Raw genomic sequence first — 17,004 nt, forward strand, 5'->3', positions numbered from 1 at the left:
GCAAGAATGAGAACAGTGGAAATCAAGGTGCCTGACATAGGCGACTTCAAGGATGTGGAAGTCATCGAAGTGATGGTGAAAGAAGGGGACGAGATCGCGAAAGACCAGTCAATCGTGCTGGTGGAGTCGGACAAGGCGAGCATGGAAATCCCTTCGTCGGAATCGGGGAAAGTCAGGGAACTGAAAGTCAAATTGGGAGACAAGGTTTCCGAAGGCTCGGTTTTGCTTGTGCTGGATTCGGAAGAGGCTGAAAAGGCTGATCCTGACGAAAAACCTGCCGAAAGTGTACCTGCCAAAGCGGCTGCGAACGCCATTCCTCCAGCCAGCGTTGTGGTGGTTGAGGAAAAGCCGGCGCAAACATCACCGAAGGTGGAAGTCGCGATCTATGAAGCACAAGACTCCGTTCCCGATCACAAGCTGAATACCGTTGCGGCGCACGCTTCGCCTTCAGTCAGAAAATATGCCCGTGAACTGGGTGTCGATTTGAGACGGGTAAGCGGGTCAGGCCCGAAAAAGCGGGTTTTGAAAGAAGACGTCCAGCTCTATGTGAAAACCATGCTGAACAGGGACGGATCGTCCAACCGGTTCGACAATTTCATGAATCTGCCGCCCTGGCCATCTCTTGATTTTGCCCAGTTCGGCGAAACCGAATTGCAGCCTCTTTCACGGATCAAGAAAATCAGCGGCCCCAACCTGCACCGTAACTGGGTGATGATCCCGCACGTGACCCAGTATGATCAGGCAGATGTGACCGATCTTGAAGTTTTCCGGAAACAGGCCAATGAAAGGCACAAAAACGAAGGCGTGAAACTGACCGTTTTATCCTTCGTCATCAAGGCTTGCGTGGCAGCATTGAAAAAATATCCGCAGTTCAATGCGTCCGTCGATGCAACCGGCGAAAACCTGATTTTAAAGCGTTACTACCATATCGGATTTGCTGCCGACACGGTTCACGGTCTGGTGGTGCCAGTCATCCGAAATGCCGATAAAAAAGGATTGCTGGAAATTTCGCGGGAACTGGCCCAGTTGTCGGCACTCGCCCGTGAAGGAAAACTCAATCCGTCCGATATGCAGGGTGCGAGTTTTACGATAACGTCTTTAGGGGGGATCGGAGGCACGTATTTCACTCCCTTGATCAATGCGCCTGAAGTCGCGATTGTCGGCCTGTCACGCATTTCGACACAACCCGTGTGGGATGGCCTGCAATTCCTGCCACGGCAGATCCTGCCGTTGTCCTTGTCTTACGACCATCGTGTTATCGATGGGGCGGAAGGCACGCGTTTCATCACTTATCTGTCCGAGGTACTGGGCGATATGAAAGAAACGCTTCTTTAAAATGAAAACCGGTTGGACTGCCAGAGAGAACTGACAAGGAAATGCAGACGATGAAAACAGTGGAAATCAGGGTGCCGGACATAGGCGATTCCGAGAATGTGGAAGTCATCGAAGTGATGGTGAAGGAAGGGGACGAGATCGCGAAAGACCAGTCAATCGTGCTGGTGGAATCGGACAAGGCGAGCATGGAAATCCCTTCGCCGGAATCGGGGAAAGTCCGGGAGCTCAAAATCAAGCTGGGGGACAAGGTTTCCGAAGGGACACTATTACTTACACTGGATGTCGAAGATTTACCGGTTTCTTCTGTCGAACAACCGAAGGCTGGCAGTGAACAAAACGACCATCCGGCAAAAGCTGTTTCTCCTGCTCTTGGAAGAAATGGCACAAAAAACATCATTGAATGCGATACGCTGGTTCTCGGAGCCGGTCCGGGAGGCTATACGGCAGCGTTCAGGGCTGCCGATCTGGGCCAGAAAGTCGTCATTGTCGAACGTTATCCCGTTCTGGGCGGTGTTTGCCTGAATGTCGGATGCATTCCCTCAAAGGCACTCCTTCATGCCGCCAAAGTGATCACGGAAGCGGAAGAAATGAATGAGGCCGGAGTCAGTTTTTCCAAACCTGAAATCGATCCGGGGAAACTGAACCAGTGGAAACAGGGTGTGGTGGACAAACTGACTGGCGGACTGGCCGCGCTTGCCAGAGCACGGAAGATACAGATTCTGCAGGGAAAAGGCCAGTTTACCGGCGCGTATGAAATGGAAGTGACAGGCGAGAATGAAAACTGGTCAGTACGATTCAAAAACGCGATCATTGCTGCCGGTTCGTCTGCTGCCAAATTGCCCGGTTTTCCATATGGGCATCCTGCGCTTGTCGATTCGACGGGTGCGCTTGATCTGAAAAAAATCCCTGAAAAAATGCTGGTTATCGGTGGGGGAATCATCGGACTCGAGATGGCCTGTGTATATGATGCACTGGGCGCGAAAGTCACGATTGCCGAGTTTTCGGATGGCCTGATTCCTGCAGCTGACAGGGATGTCGTCCAGCCGCTTCTTGAACGGATCAGAAAACGCTATGAGGCCATTTATACCAATACCAGAGTATCGAGGCTGGAAGAGAACGGCGATCGCCTGACGGCAAGTTTCGAAGGGCAGGGAGCGCCGAAGGAATCCGGGCAATACGATCTTGTACTGGTTGCGGTAGGCCGTCGTCCTAACGGAAAACTGATCGGAGCGGAAAAAGCGGGTGTTCAGGTCGATGAACGCGGTTTCATACCGGTCAACCGACAACAGCAGACGAACGTGCCGCATATTTATGCCATCGGCGATATCTGTGGCGAGCCCATGCTGGCACACAAGGCCAGTTATGAAGGCAAAATAGCGGCTGAAGTGATTGCGGGGCAGAAAGCCGAATACGATGCCATGACGGTACCTTCCGTCGCGTATACCGATCCCGAAATTGCCTGGATGGGCCTGACGGAAGAGGAAGCGGAAAAGAAAGGAATACCTGTCGAAAAATCAGTATTTCCATGGAACGCTTCGGGCCGGAACCTGACGATGGGGCGCAGGGATGGCCTGACCAAGCTGTTGTGGGACAAATCCTCGAAACGCCTGCTGGGCGCCGCGATTGCCGGAACGGGTGCAGGCGAACTCTTGTCCGAAACGACGCTGGCTTTCGAAATGGGTGCCGATCTGGAGGATATTGCCCTGACGATCCATCCCCATCCATCTTTATCGGAAACAGTCATGTTCGCGGCGGAAATCGGGCTGGGGACGATTACAGACCTTTATATACCCCGAAAAAAATAATTAGGGGTATTGTCCTGCACGATGAGCTGCTCAAGGATCAAGCGGCTCATCCAGTTTATTCAAATCGTTAACGTCCAGATATCGCCATTCTCCAGCGGGAAGCGACTCTTCAAGAGCGAATCCGCCAATAGCTGACCGGTGGAGCTTTTCAACCCGATTGCCCGCGGCGGCAACCATGCGTTTGACCTGATGGTATTTCCCTTCGGCAATGACGAGCCTCATCCGGTATTCATCGAAACTTTCGCATGAGAGCGCTTTTGTCATACCGGTTTCATCCTTCAGCTGGACACCGTTTTTCAGTTTTTCGAGCTGGGATTCATCAATCTCTGCATTTGTTGAGATTTCATAAACTTTCGGCACTTTCTTTTTCGGGGACGTGTAGCGATGAATGAAATCGCCGTCATCCGAGAGGAGAAGCAATCCTGTCGTGTCCTGATCCAGCCGTCCGACGCATTGCAGGCCCCGCTGGATGAATTGGGTAGGGAAAAGGGTAAAAACACTGGAGTGATGCTGTGGCTGATGGGAACATTCAAAGCCTGACGGCTTGTTCAGGACGATGTACAGGTGTTCCCTGTAAACCCAGTCTTCACCGTCAACTGAAAAATGGAGTGCATCTGTTTCGAAACGACGGTCAGGATCGGTACAAACGACATCGCCTGCATGAACGCGGCCTTGCCTTACAAGCGTGCGACACAGCTTTCTGCTGCCGAAGCCCTGGCGTTGAAGAATCTTTTCCAATGTCATTTCCATAGTTGGCATTGTAAAAGAATTCCTGCACAAAAACGCGAAAATCGTTTTTATGTCATTATATGTACCGAGGGCAATAAAAAACCCCACTATGAAGCGGGGTTTCTAAGGTCTCATCCAACCGGTAATTATACGGATTGAATGTTGGAAGCCTGTTTGCCTTTTGGGCCCTGAGTGACTTCAAATTGAACCTTTTGTCCTTCTTTCAAGGTTTTGAAGCCATTCATGTTAATTGCGGAGAAGTGTGCGAACAAATCTTCACCACCGTCTTCCGGGGTAATAAAACCGAAACCTTTAGAATCGTTAAACCACTTGACTGTACCAGTTGCCATAAAAGAGGGTCTTTCTATAAAAACGCATTATGCTTGTGAAACCAACGGAAAAAACGAGTTTGATCCGAACCAGTCCTTTTTTATAATGTTGCTGTCGCCAGGCACTGGACCATGCGCCTGTCAACCAGTCCATTGTTGGCGCAAAGATAGTCAAAGTCAAGCGATTTTCCCAAAAAACGGCGGATTTTTGATGTAGGCTAAAAATTTGATGGCAACGCTGCAACCGTCGGGTGGCGACAGGCTGCACGAAGAGTTAAAAACACGTATTATCAAATGTGAACTTTGCGTTCGCGCACAAGCAGAAACTTTTAATTCGGTATAAAGTAAAAGCAATGGTTACACAGCAGGAAAAAGAGGTACTACTGGAAAAAGAGGCAGCCATTTTAAAAGCGCCTCCGATGTATAAGGTAGTTTTGTTAAACGATGATTTCACGCCAATGGAATTCGTGATATCCGTTTTGCAGGAATATTTTTTCAAGGACAGGGAAGCAGCTACCCGGATAATGCTGAAAGTGCATCACGAGGGTAAAGGAATCTGCGGAATTTTCCCGAAGGATATCGCAAACACGAAGGTGGAATTGGTCTTGAAACATGCCCGTGGCGAAGGGCATCCATTGCAATGTACGATGGAGGAAGCATGATTGCGCAAGAATTGGAAGTCAGCTTGCATATGGCCTTTGTAGAGGCGCGTCAGGCACGATATGAATTTATAACTGTTGAGCATTTGCTTTTGGCACTGCTGGACAATCCTTCTGCGTCTGAAGTATTGAAAGCATGCAATGCCGATATTCCCGCGCTGAAAAAAATGCTCAGCGATTTTGTGAGCGATAACACCCCGATCGTCCCGGGTACCGCGGAAGTGGATACCCAGCCGACCCTCGGATTCCAGCGTGTTATCCAGCGGGCGATCATGCATGTCCAGTCCGCATCGAACGGGAAGAAAGAGGTAACCGGCGCAAATGTTCTGGTCGCCATTTTCGGCGAAAAGGATTCGCATGCCGTTTACTACCTGCACCAGCAGGGCGTGACCCGTCTGGATGTGGTCAACTACATTTCCCATGGCGTTCGCAAGAACGTCCAGTCCGAAATGCCGAAACAGGCTGAGGGTGCCGAGGAAATGCAGGGCGAGGCAGGCGTTGCCGGCAAGGATTCACCTCTGGATCTTTATACCCTTAACCTGAACAAACAGGCCGCGTCGGGAAAAATCGATCCGCTGATCGGCCGTGAAGAAGAAATCGACCGTGTCATTCAGGTCCTGTGCCGCAGACGCAAGAACAATCCCCTGCTGGTCGGCGAGGCCGGTGTCGGCAAGACGGCGCTGGCTGAGGGGCTCGCATGGCGTATCACCCAGAATTCCGTGCCGGATGTTTTGCACGATGCCGTCGTTTATGCACTCGATATGGGTGCGCTTCTGGCAGGAACGAAATATCGGGGCGATTTCGAACAGCGTCTGAAAGCCGTGCTGAAACAGTTGAGCGACAATCCAAATTCGATTCTGTTCATCGATGAAATCCATACCATTATCGGAGCCGGTTCGGCTTCGGGTGGTACGCTGGATGCGTCCAACCTGTTGAAACCGGCCCTGTCTGGCGGTCAGCTGAAATGCATCGGCGCAACGACCTTTACCGAATATCGTGGCGTCTTTGAAAAAGACCATGCACTGGCACGCCGTTTCCAGAAAATCGACGTGAACGAACCGACGGTCGAACAGACGGTGCAAATATTGCGTGGCCTGAAATCGCGCTTCGAGGAACACCACAAGGTCAAGTATTCTGTGTCTGCATTGATATCGGCGGCCGAACTGTCTGCCCGTTTCATCAACGACCGGCAGTTGCCGGACAAGGCAATCGACGTGATCGATGAAGCCGGTGCTGCACAGCGCATTTTGCCGAAATCGAAACAGAAGAAAACGATCGGCAAGGCCGAAATCGAGGACATCATCTCGAAGATTGCCCGTATTCCTGCCCAGTCGGTCAATCAGGACGACCGGAGCAAATTGCAGAATCTGGATCGCGATCTGAAAAGCGTGGTTTTCGGTCAGGATGCCGCTATCGACGCACTGTCTGCCAGCATCAAGATGGCACGTGCCGGTCTGGGCAAGACCGACAAACCGATTGGCGCCTTCCTCTTCTCCGGGCCGACCGGGGTGGGCAAGACCGAAGTGGCAAAACAGCTCGCTTTCACATTGGGAATCGATCTGATCCGTTTCGACATGTCTGAATACATGGAACGCCATGCCGTCAGCCGCATGATCGGCGCGCCTCCGGGATATGTCGGTTTCGATCAGGGAGGTTTGCTGACGGAAGCCATTACGAAAAAACCGCATGCGGTTCTGTTGCTCGATGAAATTGAAAAAGCCCACCCGGACATTTTCAGTATCCTCTTGCAGGTCATGGATCACGGTACTCTGACGGACAATAATGGCCGCAAGGCTGATTTCCGTAACGTCATCATCATCATGACGACCAACGCGGGGGCGGAAAGTCTGCAGAAATCGTCCATCGGTTTCACCAACCAGAAGGAAAAAGGTGACGAAATGGTCGACATCAAGCGAATGTTTACGCCTGAGTTCCGGAATCGTCTCGACGGCATCATCAGCTTCTCCGCCCTGAATGAGGACATCATTCTGCGGGTCGTCGACAAATTCCTGATGCAGCTTGAAGAACAGTTGCACGAGAAGAAAGTCGAAGCCATCTTTACCGAAGCCTTGCGCAAGTTCCTGGCGAAAAAAGGTTTCGATCCATTGATGGGCGCCCGTCCGATGTTGCGCCTGATTCAGGATCTGATCCGCAAGGCACTGGCAGACGAACTGCTGTTCGGCAAACTGGTGGCCGGTGGTTCCGTTATCGTCGATCTGGACGACAAGGAAGAGATCAAACTGGAATTTCCGGAAAATGCCGGTGTATCGGACAAGTTCCAGCTGCCGGAAAGCAACGCGCTGGAACTGGATTGATTCTCAATCCGTTTAAAAAGCCTGCTTTCCGGAGCAGGCTTTTTTTATGTCAGGAAACAATTCGTCCAGACGGCGAAAAGCAAGGCCACTGACAAGCAGTAAATAAAAAACGCGATCATGTTGGCAAGATGAATGCGGCCAAAAATTATCCTGATGCCCAGCCAGACCGAAAACAGGGACGCAGCGGTCAGGACCATGAATTGAAATACCGGTTTCCACCCTGAATGAAATCCATAAGCTTCCCAAAGTGAAAAACCGATCTGGCTGATACCCAGAAAAATACCGAAACCAGTGACAGGAATCAGGCAAAGCGCCAATTGTTTCCACAGGATGCCATTGCCTGAGACAAGAGCAGCCAGACGAAGCAGGACGACTATCATCAGTGCCAGTGCCGAGCCGCTGATGATGATGAAAATCAGGAGAAACGGACTCGATGGACTGGCAGACAGCCACCAGGGCAAATCGCTGGCTGCCAAAACGTCCAGCTGTGCAAGTCGAAGAATGAACTGGCTATAAAGAACGTTTCCACGCCACGCCAGTGCCGCTGTACAGATCCCGGTCACACCCCATAGAAGCAAAAACAATTCGGAACCTGATATTCTGTTTTCGGGAGTCGTCACTATTTCAGAGGAAGGCGATCTGAATCCAAGTTCAACGGCATTTCTGTGACCGAGACAGCGGCCACAGGCATGGCAGCCGGACATGCCCTGCATTTGGCGGACATTGATCAGCGTGGGGCAATCTAGGCGTTCCTGCTGTCCGGAATATTGTTCCCATTTTTCCCTGTCGACTTTGTAATAAATGGGCGACAGTCTGGCCAGCAAGCCGAAAATTCCATTGCCGGGGCAAAGGTACATGCACCAGATACGTTTTCCGTTGCCATATAAAAAACCGGTAAGCAGTGCCAGACACGTGGGGATTCCAAGCAGAACCAGAGTGGCCGGGAAATTGTCGTATACAGCAATCAGCTGTCCATATAAAACCGTACCGGTCAGAACAGTACATGGCCAGCCTTTCCAGCGAATCCATCGGGGAATAGAGCGTTTTTGCCCGTGACGGCTGATGAATTCAGTCAGTGTCCCATCGGGACAAAAAAGGCCGCACCAGATTCGTCCGCAGACCATCATGCTCAAAACGATCAGGGGCCATCCTGTCCCCCAGAATATCAGTCGCGAAAAATCGGAAATGCTGTCATAAACGCGTTCATCGATAAAATTGCCCGACAAGGCCGGCAATAACAAAAGGGAAAAATAAAGAAGGACGACCAGCCACTGAATCAGGGATACAGCTTTCCTGTGATGTCTCAAAACCTTTTCAATGCGAGAAAGGCTGTCGGCAGAATGGGGAAAAGTTTCATCAGCACGAATGGACTTGTCTTCAGATAACACGGAATATTCGGCAGGTTTTAAACTTGTCGTCTTGATGACTACCGTTTTTCGGAAAAGGTCTTTTTCAATGTCGTTCATCGCCACGGTATTTTAAAGCTTCTTGTCCACGGCTTGTATCCAGTGCAATAATGCATGGCATATCGCCAAACGGTTTGGCATTGAATATGAATGACATTGCCGGAACCGGATTCTTAATCATTTTTTGGGAAATCAATTATGCCTGAACATGTAGTCAGATTGCCGAATGGTATCACGATGCCGACATTGGGCCAGGGAACCTGGTTTATGGGAGAGTCGTCTTCCGCCAAAAAAGAAGAGATAGCCGCCCTGCAACATGGGATCGATCTGGGCATGACGCTGATCGATACTGCGGAAATGTACGCTTCAGGTGGAGCTGAAAAGGTAACCGGTGAAGCGATTGCCGGAAGACGGGACAAAATTTTTCTGGTCAGCAAAGTGCTTCCGGGCAATGCCAGCCGGAAAGGAACCGTTGCTGCGCTCGAACGCAGTCTCCAGAGACTGAAAACGGATTACCTTGATCTGTACCTGCTTCACTGGAGAGGCAGTTATCCCTTGTCCGAAACGTTCGAGGCCATGGAACAACTGGTCGATGCCGGTAAAATCCGTGCGTATGGTGTGTCCAATTTCGATCTGGACGACATGGAAGAGGCGGCGCAATATGACAACGGCAATATCTGCGTCAATCAGGTTTTGTACAACCTCGCTTCCCGTGGCATCGAATGGGATTTATTGCCATGGCAGAAAAAACGGAATATTCCGGTCATGGCCTATTCGCCGCTTTATCAGACCCGCTTGCTGAAGAGCTCAGGCCTGAAACGGGTTGCCGAAAAACTGTCCATTACGCCAGCCCAGCTTGCGCTGGCCTGGTTGCTGCATCAGGGAACGGTGCCTATTCCCAAATCGTCAAGCCTCAGGCGCGTTGAGGAAAACCGCAAGGCATGGGATATCACACTGGACCAGAGCGTTCTTGACGAACTGGACGCCATTTTCCCGCCGCCGGATCACAAGATGCCGCTGGACGTTTTGTAAATACTTACGATAAAAGCGTTTTTTCGTTTGTCTCAGGGCCGTCAAGACGACCCTGAGACGCAAACTGGCGAATGAGTCGCATCGAATCGACATCCATTTCCTTGTAGGCGGAACGGCGGAAATCGTTATACATCGCTTCAGGCCCTTCTTCCGCGGCAGAGTCTTCATAAATGAAACGCAAAAAGAAACGGTCAGGAAAGGGTTCCTCGATCGCGATTTCAAGCCTCGACTCCATGATTTCACCCTGTGCAGGGATGTGAAAATGAAGTTTTTCCATCGGTACGAAATCAACCCGGTCATTGACCTTGAATTTTCCAAAATCCAGCGTGCGCGTCAGGGCATTGTCGGATTCTTCGACAATGGCAAAACCATCCATATGGGGAATGAACAGGCTTGGGGCTTTTGCCCTCAACAGCAGACCATTCCATAATTGTTCGCGGCTTAACACATCCGCACGCGGGTCTTCCAGATTATTGACTTCGATCAGGTGTTCAAATCTCATGAGCTTGGTGTCGATTAATGAATGTTCGGGTGTAGGGATTATGGTGCATAAAACGAAGCTTTCGCTCAATTTTATTTGAAGTCACCATTATCAAATGAAAAGCCTTTGATGAATTCCGAAACGGGCAAACGTTTGGCTCCGGGTTTCTGTAATTCCAGAATGTTCAGGGTACCATTGCCGCAAGCCACAACAATACCGTTTTCATCAGCCGATACTATTTTACCGGCAGGTGCACCGGAATTGGCATTCGCTGTTTCAGCTTTCCATATCTTGACCGGTACGTCGTTATAGTGGGCAACACATCCGGGGAAAGGGTTGAATGCCCGGATTTTGTCAGCGATTGCCGTTGCGTCCAGCGTGAAATCCAGAGTGGCTTCTTCTTTCAGAATCTTGGCAGCGTAATTGGCCTCGGTTTCGTTTTGAGGCACGGGTACAAGCGTATCGAGCCGTTCGAGTGCCGATGCGATCATTTTACCGCCCAGCACAGCCAGCTGGTCGTGCAGTTGCGAGGCATTGACGTTTTTGTCGATGGCAATTTTTTCCTGCAAAAGGACAGGACCGGTATCAAGGCCTTCTTCCATTTGCATGATCGATATACCCGTTTCCTTGTCCCCGGCTTCGATGGCACGCTGGATCGGAGCAGCACCTCGCCATCTCGGCAACAGCGACGCGTGAATGTTCAGGCAGCCATATTTCGGAATGTCGAGAAATTCCTTCGGCAGGATCAGGCCGTAAGCGACGACGACCATGACGTCAGGAGCGATTTGCCGGATTTTGTCATAAACCCGTTGCGCTTCTTCGCCGTATTTGCCGTTGATTTTAAGCGAAACCGGTTGTTCGACAGGAATGCCGTATTCCATAGCGGTTTTTTTGACGGCTGAGGGCTGCATTTTCATGCCACGGCCTGCGGGCCGGTCGGGCTGCGTCAATACCAGTTCAATATCGTGGCCGTTTCTTTTGACGGCTTCCAGTGCCATGCTGGCAAATTCAGGCGTGCCTGCAAAAACGATTTTCATTTTTTGCGTCCCGTTGAGCCGGAGTTGCTTTTTTTCATTTCCCGCTCTTCCTTGAGCAGTTTTTTCTTGATGCGGTTACGCTTCATCGGGGAAAGATAATCGACGAAAATGCTGCCTTTCAGATGGTCGATTTCATGCTGGACGCAAACGGCCAGCAAGCCTTCCGCTTCCAATTCAAATTCCTTGCCATTGGCATCCAGTGCCCGGACAGTCACTTTGGCAGGGCGTTCGATTTCATCGTAGATGCCGGGAAGCGAGAGGCAACCTTCCTCGAATATGGCTTTTTCCTCGCTGGCTTTGACGATCTGGGGGTTGATGAAAACTCTCAGTTCGTTTTTCTGTTCTGAAACGTCGATGACGATTAACTGTTTGTGGACATTGATCTGGGGGGCGGCAAGGCCGACTCCGGGAGCTTCGTACATCGTTTGCGCCATATCGGCGATCAGCGATTTCAGGGAATCGCCGAAATCAGTAACCGGTCTGGAAGGTTTCAGCAAACGCGGGTCGGGGTAACGAAGAATAGGTAAACGTGCCATTTGTATCAGTTCAGGAACAACAGTCGAAGGCGATATCTTGCATACAGCAACATTACTGTGCAGAATCGATAGTGAAAACAGATGCATTCATCCGGTTTTCAGCAATTTCCCGGCGCAAATCCTGCGTCCGGACAAGTTGGAAGTTTAACATAGCGCCCCGGTTTATGCTTTACGGTACATGTCCCCGATCGTTTTGAAAAACAGGTGTTTTTTTCAACCGCAGAAGATTGAAAGTCAACAGTGAAAATATCGGAAAAGTATGATGAGGAAGAGCTGGCAGCCTGGATCCGGCTTCAGATGACCCCCGGTGTCGGTATCCAGACGGCTCATAAAATGTTGTCGGCATACGGATTGCCGCAGAATATATTTATGACTCCGTACGAGGAAATTGCCCGTATCGTCTCGCCAAAGATGGCAGATGTGCTATATGCGCCGGTCGATCCAGCTATTACGGAACAGATCGACAGGACAAAAGAGTGGCTTGACGATTCGTCAAATATGGTTCTTACCCTGTCGGATAACCGGTATCCAAGACAATTGCTTGAAATCGCCGATCCGCCGTTGATACTTTACGTCAAGGGAAGGGTTGAATTGCTGACCTCTCCGTCCATAGCGATAGTCGGAAGCAGAAATGCCACGACTCAGGGGCGTCTCGATGCAGAAGAATTCGCCCATTCCTTAAGTGATACCGGTTTGACGATTGTATCCGGTCTGGCGCTGGGAATCGATACGGCTGCTCATGAAGGTGGCCTGAAAGGACGCGGGTCCACAGTCGCAGTCATCGGTACCGGAGCCGACATAGTCTATCCGGCGAGAAACCGTGAACTGGCTCACCGGATTGCGAATGAAGGATGCATCATCAGCGAGTTCCCTCTTGGAAGCGGCCCTGTTGCTTCCAATTTTCCAAGACGCAACCGGGTGATAAGCGGTTTGTCCGGCGGCATTCTGGTCGTTGAAGCCGCTGCCCGTTCCGGTTCACTGATCACGGCCAAGGCAGCTATCGATCAGGGGCGCGACGTTTTCGCCATTCCCGGTTCCATTCATTCTCCTCTGTCAAGAGGATGTCACGAACTGATTAGGCAAGGTGCAAAACTCGTTGAGTCATCTCAAGACATTCTCGAGGAATTGAAACATTTCCAGGATATCGTCGTCAATCAATCGTCCGGAGAAAGGGCGGAAGACGAATTTTCTGACGAACAAAAGCTCATTCTTGCCCAAATGGGGTATGATCCGGTCGATGCCGATATATTAAGCGAGCGATGTGATATGGACGCCGCCAGCTTGAGTGTCGAATTGCTTAATCTGGAATTGTCCGGAAATGTGGAAAGTCTGCCCGGCGGTTTTTATCGCCGTCTGGCGGTTTCCTGAACGAGACGAAAATCTGTTTTTGCAGGAATGTGTAAATAAAATCGGGAAAATTGTTGGGAAAAAAGGAAAATAAGGTTTTTCTTTTTCGACATTGAATCGTTTGCTTGCAGTTTGTATCGTTCTCCCTTTATCATTTCCCGCTTCATACCACGTTGCTTTGCCGCGTGAGCAGATTACTGTCGCTGAATCAGTCAGAGTTATTTATATCGTTTTATATGACCAAAACACTCATCATCGCCGAAAAACCTTCTGTTGCAAATGATATTGCAAAGAGTCTTGGCGGGTTTACCAAACAGGGTGATTACTTCGAGTCTGATCAATATGTCTTGACCTCCGCTGTGGGGCACTTGCTGGAGATCCGGGCGCCTGAAGAATATGAGGTCAAACGCGGCAAGTGGAGTTTTGCGAATTTACCGGTTATCCCCCCCGATTTTGCGCTGGAACCGATTGCAAAAACGGAATCCAGACTGAAAATGCTGAACAAGCTGATCAAGCGAAAAGATATTTCCGAAATCATCAATGCCTGTGATGCGGGAAGGGAAGGTGAGCTGATTTTCAGGCTGATCGCGCAATATACGAAGGCGAAACAACCCGTTAAACGGCTCTGGCTCCAGTCGATGACGCCGAACGCTATTCGGGAAGGCTTCAAGCATTTGCGTGGCGATGAGGAAATGCAGCCGCTTGCGAAAGCAGCGCGCAGCCGTTCCGAAGCGGACTGGCTGATCGGTATCAACGGCACTCGCGCCATGACAGCCTTCAACTCGAAAGAAGGCGGCTTCTTCCTGACGACGGTTGGCCGGGTTCAGACCCCGACATTGTCGATCGTCGTCCAGCGTGAAGAAAAAATCAAGAATTTCGTTTCCCGCGATTATTGGGAAGTCCATGCTGAATTCGTTTGCGCACAGGGCGTTTACGAAGGACGCTGGCTGGATGCCGCGTTCAAAAAAGACGAAGCCGATCCGGAAAAACGCGCAGAGCGTCTCTGGAGCCGAGCTGCTGCAGATTCGATCGTTACCGCGTGCCTTGGCAAACAGGGAACGGTTACGGAAGAATCGAAACCGACAACGTCCATTTCACCAGCCCTGTTCGATTTGACCAGCCTTCAGCGTGAGGCCAATGCCCGTTTCGGTTTCTCGGCGAAAAACACACTGGCACTGGCTCAGGCATTGTATGAAAAACACAAGGTACTGACTTACCCGAGAACGGATTCACGCCATTTGCCGGAAGACTATCTGCAAACGAGCATGCAGACGCTCGAATGCCTGTCGGAAAATGCCAATTACCAGACATTTGCGTTACAGATTCTGAAAAACCGGTGGGTTCATCCGAACAAACGCATATTCGACAACAAGAAAATATCCGATCACTTTGCGATCATCCCGACGACCCAGTCGCCGAAAAACCTGTCCGAACCGGAACAGAAACTGTACGATCTGGTCGCAAAACGGTTTATGGCCGTATTTTTCCCGGCCGCTGAATTTCTGGTCACAACCCGTTTTACGGAAGTGGCAGGCCATCGCTTCAAGAGCGAGGGCCGTATCATGACCAAGCCCGGCTGGCTGGCGATTTACGGAAGGGAAATGCCTGCTTCCGGCAAGGAAAGCGAGAACGACCGTATTCTGGTACCGGTTTCTCAGGGTGAAAAAGTCCTGGCCGACAAGGTGCTTGTCGAGGAACTGGCTACAAAGCCGCCTGCACGATATTCTGAAGCAACCCTGCTCTCGGCTATGGAGGGAGCAGGCAAGTTTGTGGAAGACGAGCTTAGGGAAGCCATGCAGGGAAAAGGCCTGGGCACACCTGCTACACGTGCCGCGATTATCGAAGGGCTTCTTACCGAGAAATACCTTTTGCGTGAAGGTCGCGAACTGATTCCGACGCCAAAAGCATTCCAGCTGATGACTTTGTTAAAGGGACTTGGTGTCAAGGAATTGACTTTGCCCGAGCTGACCGGTGAATGGGAATTCAAATTGTCCCAGATGGAAAAAGGGCAGATCAGCCGCGAAGAATTCATGCAACAAATCGCCCAGATGACACAGGTGATCGTCAAACGTGCCAAGGAATACGATGAAGATACCATTCCGGGCGATTATGCGACATTGCAGACCCGCTGTCCTAAATGTGGTGGTGAAATCAAGGAAAACTATCGTCGTTTCGCCTGTACGAAATGCGAATTTTCCATGACGAAAACACCGGGCGGACGTCAGTTCTCCATTGCCGAAGTCGAGGAATTGCTTCAAAAGGGAGAAATCGGGCCGTTGCAGGGATTCCGTTCGAAAATGGGCAGACCTTTTGCTGCTATTCTGAAAATTGTTCCTGATACTGAAAAAGACAATTTCAAACTGGAATTCGATTTCGGTCAGCCGAAGGAAGAGGACACCGAAGCACCGGACTTTACCGGTAAAACACCTGTCGGAAAGTGCCCGAAATGTCAGGGAAGTGTTTACGATTCAGGCTTGTCCTATGTTTGTGAACATACTGTCGCCAGACCGAAGAGCTGCGACTTCCGAAGCGGACGGATTATTCTCCAGCAGGAAATCCTGCCGGAACAAATGACAAAACTGCTCTCGGAAGGCCAGACGGATCTTTTGACCGGTTTTGTGTCGCAGCGCACACACCGGCCTTTCAAGGCTTACCTTGCCTTGGGCAAGGAGGGGAAAATAGGCTTCAAGTTCGAGGAAGCGACTGGAAAGGCAGCTGGCGCAAGAAGAAAAACGACGACGACAGCGAAGGCAAAAACCGCGACAAGCAAAACGGCAGGCAGAGCGACGAAGACAGCTTCCAAAACGACCGCGAAAAAAGCGACAGTGAAAAAAACGACGACGAAAAAAACGGCTCCAAAGAAAAAAGAGGAATGATTTTGTCACCGTCGGCAGGACAATAAAAAAGGAGGCATGGCCTCCTTTTTTTACATTTTGAGGGAATTAACGATGTCCCAGTACCGGATGAGGCTGGTATGGTTTTTCAAGTTCCCGGATTTCTTCTGCGGACAGTTTGACCGTTGTTGCCGAGATAGCTTCATCCAGCTGGTGCAGTTTGGAGGCGCCGACAATCGGCGCTGTCACTCCCTTGTGAAGCAGCCACGCATAAGCGACCTGGGCATTTGACAATCCCCGTTCATTGGCTATTTTCGTCAGGGTATTCACGACGTCAAAATCAGCGCCGGAATAAAAAACCCGCAGTGCCATTTCATCGGTTTTGGCTCTTGAGGTCGCGGAATTGTTTTTGGATGCGTCTTTATCGTCCGGTTTTCTGTTTCCGGCCAGAAATCCCCGTGCCAGAGGGCTCCAGGGGATCAGACCGACTCCCTGATCCTTGCAAAGCGGGATCATTTCCCGTTCTTCTTCCCGGTAAGCGAGATTGTAATGATTTTGCATCGAGATGAAACGCGACCAGTTACGTTCCTTCGCGATTTGCTGTGCCTTGGCAAATTGCCATGCCCACATGCTGGAAGCGCCGATATAACGAACCTTGCCGGATCGAACCAGATCGTTTAACGCTTCCATCGTTTCTTCAATCGGTGTGGCATTGTCCCAGCGATGGATCTGGTACAGGTCGATGTAATCCGTATTCAGGCGCTTCAATGAAGCGTCAACCGCGTCGAAAATATGTTTTCTGGACAGACCGCTGGTGTTCGGCGGAATGTTTTTTGAACTGGCGGAAGCCGCGTCGGCCCCGATTTCATCAGAAACATGAAAATACACCTTGGTGGCGATGATGATTTCTTCACGTTTGGCGTATTCCTTGAGAAGTTTACCGGTAAGCGTTTCGGAAAGACCGTTGGAATAGAGATTGGCAGTGTCAAAAAAATTGATTCCGGCTTCGACTGCACGGCGAATGAAAGGACGGGATGCCGCCTTGTCAAGAACCCACGGGCGCCATTTTGGCGAACCGTAAGTCATCATTCCCAGACAGATGCGTGAAACTTTAAGACCGCTTGAACCAAGATTGACGTATTCCATCGGTGATCCTTTC

At 50.6% G+C, this 17,004-nt stretch carries 14 protein-coding genes; 7 read left to right on the top strand and 7 right to left on the bottom strand.

Annotated elements, in window-relative coordinates; genetic code table 11:
• Positions 1-6: 6 nt before the first annotated feature.
• Positions 7-1,335 carry a dihydrolipoyllysine-residue acetyltransferase gene (aceF, locus tag BRW83_RS02445; protein ID WP_005881874.1) on the top strand — a complete coding sequence of 443 codons (1,329 nt, stop codon included), beginning with the start codon at positions 7-9 and terminating at the stop codon, positions 1,333-1,335.
• A 50-nt stretch (positions 1,336-1,385) separates the two neighbouring features.
• Complete coding sequence (lpdA, locus tag BRW83_RS02450; RefSeq protein ID WP_036604013.1) at positions 1,386-3,140, top strand: dihydrolipoyl dehydrogenase; 1,755 nt, start codon at positions 1,386-1,388, stop codon at positions 3,138-3,140.
• Between the two features lie 30 nt (positions 3,141-3,170).
• Here lpdA and BRW83_RS02455 read toward each other — a convergent pair whose 3' ends face one another.
• Together BRW83_RS02455 and cspE are read right to left on the bottom strand one after the other, a co-directional pair.
• A complete protein-coding gene (locus BRW83_RS02455; RefSeq protein ID WP_036604012.1) occupies positions 3,171-3,884 on the bottom strand; it encodes a pseudouridine synthase in 714 nt (237 codons plus the stop codon).
• 131 nt (positions 3,885-4,015) lie between these two features.
• Positions 4,016-4,219, bottom strand: coding sequence for a transcription antiterminator/RNA stability regulator CspE (cspE, locus tag BRW83_RS02460; RefSeq protein WP_005881867.1), 204 nt, complete (start codon positions 4,217-4,219; stop codon positions 4,016-4,018).
• 332 nt (positions 4,220-4,551) lie between these two features.
• Between cspE and clpS the strand changes: the two genes are divergently transcribed.
• Both clpS and clpA read left to right on the top strand, forming a co-directional pair.
• Positions 4,552-4,860 (top strand): ATP-dependent Clp protease adapter ClpS, encoded by a 309-nt coding sequence (gene clpS, locus BRW83_RS02465; protein WP_005881865.1) that lies wholly within the window; start codon positions 4,552-4,554, stop codon positions 4,858-4,860.
• Positions 4,857-7,172, top strand: a complete 2,316-nt coding sequence (clpA, locus tag BRW83_RS02470) for an ATP-dependent Clp protease ATP-binding subunit ClpA (protein WP_005881863.1) — start codon at positions 4,857-4,859, stop codon at positions 7,170-7,172. Before clpS ends, clpA begins: the two co-directional genes overlap by 4 nt.
• A 44-nt stretch (positions 7,173-7,216) precedes the next feature.
• On the opposite strand, the gene BRW83_RS02475 is transcribed toward clpA, so the two are convergent.
• Positions 7,217-8,638 (bottom strand): 4Fe-4S binding protein, encoded by a 1,422-nt coding sequence (locus BRW83_RS02475; protein WP_005881861.1) that lies wholly within the window; start codon positions 8,636-8,638, stop codon positions 7,217-7,219.
• Between the two features lie 138 nt (positions 8,639-8,776).
• Between BRW83_RS02475 and BRW83_RS02480 the strand changes: the two genes are divergently transcribed.
• Positions 8,777-9,610, top strand: a complete 834-nt coding sequence (locus tag BRW83_RS02480; protein WP_005881859.1) for an aldo/keto reductase — start codon at positions 8,777-8,779, stop codon at positions 9,608-9,610.
• 4 nt (positions 9,611-9,614) lie between these two features.
• On the opposite strand, the gene BRW83_RS02485 is transcribed toward BRW83_RS02480, so the two are convergent.
• From BRW83_RS02485 to def, 3 genes are all read right to left on the bottom strand, one after another.
• Positions 9,615-10,112, bottom strand: coding sequence for an SRPBCC family protein (locus BRW83_RS02485; RefSeq protein WP_005881856.1), 498 nt, complete (start codon positions 10,110-10,112; stop codon positions 9,615-9,617).
• A 71-nt stretch (positions 10,113-10,183) separates the two neighbouring features.
• The gene (gene fmt / locus BRW83_RS02490) at positions 10,184-11,128 is read right to left on the bottom strand and encodes a methionyl-tRNA formyltransferase (protein WP_005881854.1); all 945 of its coding nucleotides are present in this window, start codon (positions 11,126-11,128) and stop codon (positions 10,184-10,186) included.
• Positions 11,125-11,664, bottom strand: a complete 540-nt coding sequence (def, locus tag BRW83_RS02495; protein ID WP_036604010.1) for a peptide deformylase — start codon at positions 11,662-11,664, stop codon at positions 11,125-11,127. The genes fmt and def overlap by 4 nt, the downstream gene beginning before the upstream one ends.
• Before the next feature lie 240 nt (positions 11,665-11,904).
• Between def and dprA the strand changes: the two genes are divergently transcribed.
• Together dprA and BRW83_RS02505 are read left to right on the top strand one after the other, a co-directional pair.
• Entirely contained in the window at positions 11,905-13,032 is a 1,128-nt protein-coding gene (dprA, locus tag BRW83_RS02500) for a DNA-processing protein DprA (RefSeq protein ID WP_005881850.1), read from the top strand.
• Between the two features lie 215 nt (positions 13,033-13,247).
• Positions 13,248-15,887, top strand: a complete 2,640-nt coding sequence (locus BRW83_RS02505) for a DNA topoisomerase III (protein ID WP_005881848.1) — start codon at positions 13,248-13,250, stop codon at positions 15,885-15,887.
• 66 nt (positions 15,888-15,953) lie between these two features.
• Here BRW83_RS02505 and BRW83_RS02510 read toward each other — a convergent pair whose 3' ends face one another.
• Positions 15,954-16,991 (bottom strand): aldo/keto reductase, encoded by a 1,038-nt coding sequence (locus tag BRW83_RS02510; RefSeq protein WP_005881846.1) that lies wholly within the window; start codon positions 16,989-16,991, stop codon positions 15,954-15,956.
• Between the last annotated feature and the right edge of the window lie 13 nt (positions 16,992-17,004).

Source organism: Oxalobacter formigenes (assembly GCF_002127965.1).
Classification (GTDB): domain Bacteria; phylum Pseudomonadota; class Gammaproteobacteria; order Burkholderiales; family Burkholderiaceae_D; genus Oxalobacter; species Oxalobacter formigenes.

Bases quoted from the DNA above. Each gene is read 5' to 3' on its own strand.
- BRW83_RS02480 (WP_005881859.1), top strand. From the start codon at position 8,777: ATGCCTGAACATGTAGTCAGATTGCCGAATGGTATCACGATGCCGACA.
- clpA (WP_005881863.1), top strand. From the start codon at position 4,857: ATGATTGCGCAAGAATTGGAAGTCAGCTTGCATATGGCCTTTGTAGAG.
- BRW83_RS02455 (WP_036604012.1), bottom strand. From the start codon at position 3,884: ATGACATTGGAAAAGATTCTTCAACGCCAGGGCTTCGGCAGCAGAAAG.
- BRW83_RS02505 (WP_005881848.1), top strand. From the start codon at position 13,248: ATGACCAAAACACTCATCATCGCCGAAAAACCTTCTGTTGCAAATGAT.
- BRW83_RS02510 (WP_005881846.1), bottom strand. From the start codon at position 16,991: ATGGAATACGTCAATCTTGGTTCAAGCGGTCTTAAAGTTTCACGCATC.
- aceF (WP_005881874.1), top strand. From the start codon at position 7: ATGAGAACAGTGGAAATCAAGGTGCCTGACATAGGCGACTTCAAGGAT.
- BRW83_RS02475 (WP_005881861.1), bottom strand. From the start codon at position 8,638: ATGAACGACATTGAAAAAGACCTTTTCCGAAAAACGGTAGTCATCAAG.
- lpdA (WP_036604013.1), top strand. From the start codon at position 1,386: ATGAAAACAGTGGAAATCAGGGTGCCGGACATAGGCGATTCCGAGAAT.
- fmt (WP_005881854.1), bottom strand. From the start codon at position 11,128: ATGAAAATCGTTTTTGCAGGCACGCCTGAATTTGCCAGCATGGCACTG.
- def (WP_036604010.1), bottom strand. From the start codon at position 11,664: ATGGCACGTTTACCTATTCTTCGTTACCCCGACCCGCGTTTGCTGAAA.
- cspE (WP_005881867.1), bottom strand. From the start codon at position 4,219: ATGGCAACTGGTACAGTCAAGTGGTTTAACGATTCTAAAGGTTTCGGT.
- clpS (WP_005881865.1), top strand. From the start codon at position 4,552: ATGGTTACACAGCAGGAAAAAGAGGTACTACTGGAAAAAGAGGCAGCC.
- BRW83_RS02485 (WP_005881856.1), bottom strand. From the start codon at position 10,112: ATGAGATTTGAACACCTGATCGAAGTCAATAATCTGGAAGACCCGCGT.